At 34.4% G+C, this 241-nt stretch carries 1 protein-coding gene; it reads left to right on the top strand.

Going from position 1 to position 241, the window contains the following annotated elements:
• A partial coding sequence (locus CD150_RS12295) for a DDE-type integrase/transposase/recombinase (protein WP_142382342.1) occupies nt 1-241 on the top strand: 241 nt, incomplete at both ends.

Genomic DNA, 241 nt, shown 5'->3' with positions numbered 1-241 from the left:
TTACAGATCAGGCACCTTCAACGAAGGTAGCAATGGCTAAAGTAATTAAAGCTTTTAAACTTAAACCTGACTGTCATTGTACATCGAAATATCTGAATAACCTCATTGAGCAAGATCACCGTCATATTAAAGTAAGAAAGACAAGGTATCAAAGTATCAATACAGCAAAGAATACTTTAAAAGGTATTGAATGTATTTACGCTCTATATAAAAAGAACCGCAGGTCTCTTCAGATCTACGG

The organism is Staphylococcus ureilyticus, assembly GCF_002902235.1.
Classification (GTDB): domain Bacteria; phylum Bacillota; class Bacilli; order Staphylococcales; family Staphylococcaceae; genus Staphylococcus; species Staphylococcus ureilyticus.
The sequence above is the reverse complement of the archived record's forward strand: the minus strand, read 5'-3'. Positions and strand labels throughout refer to the sequence as shown.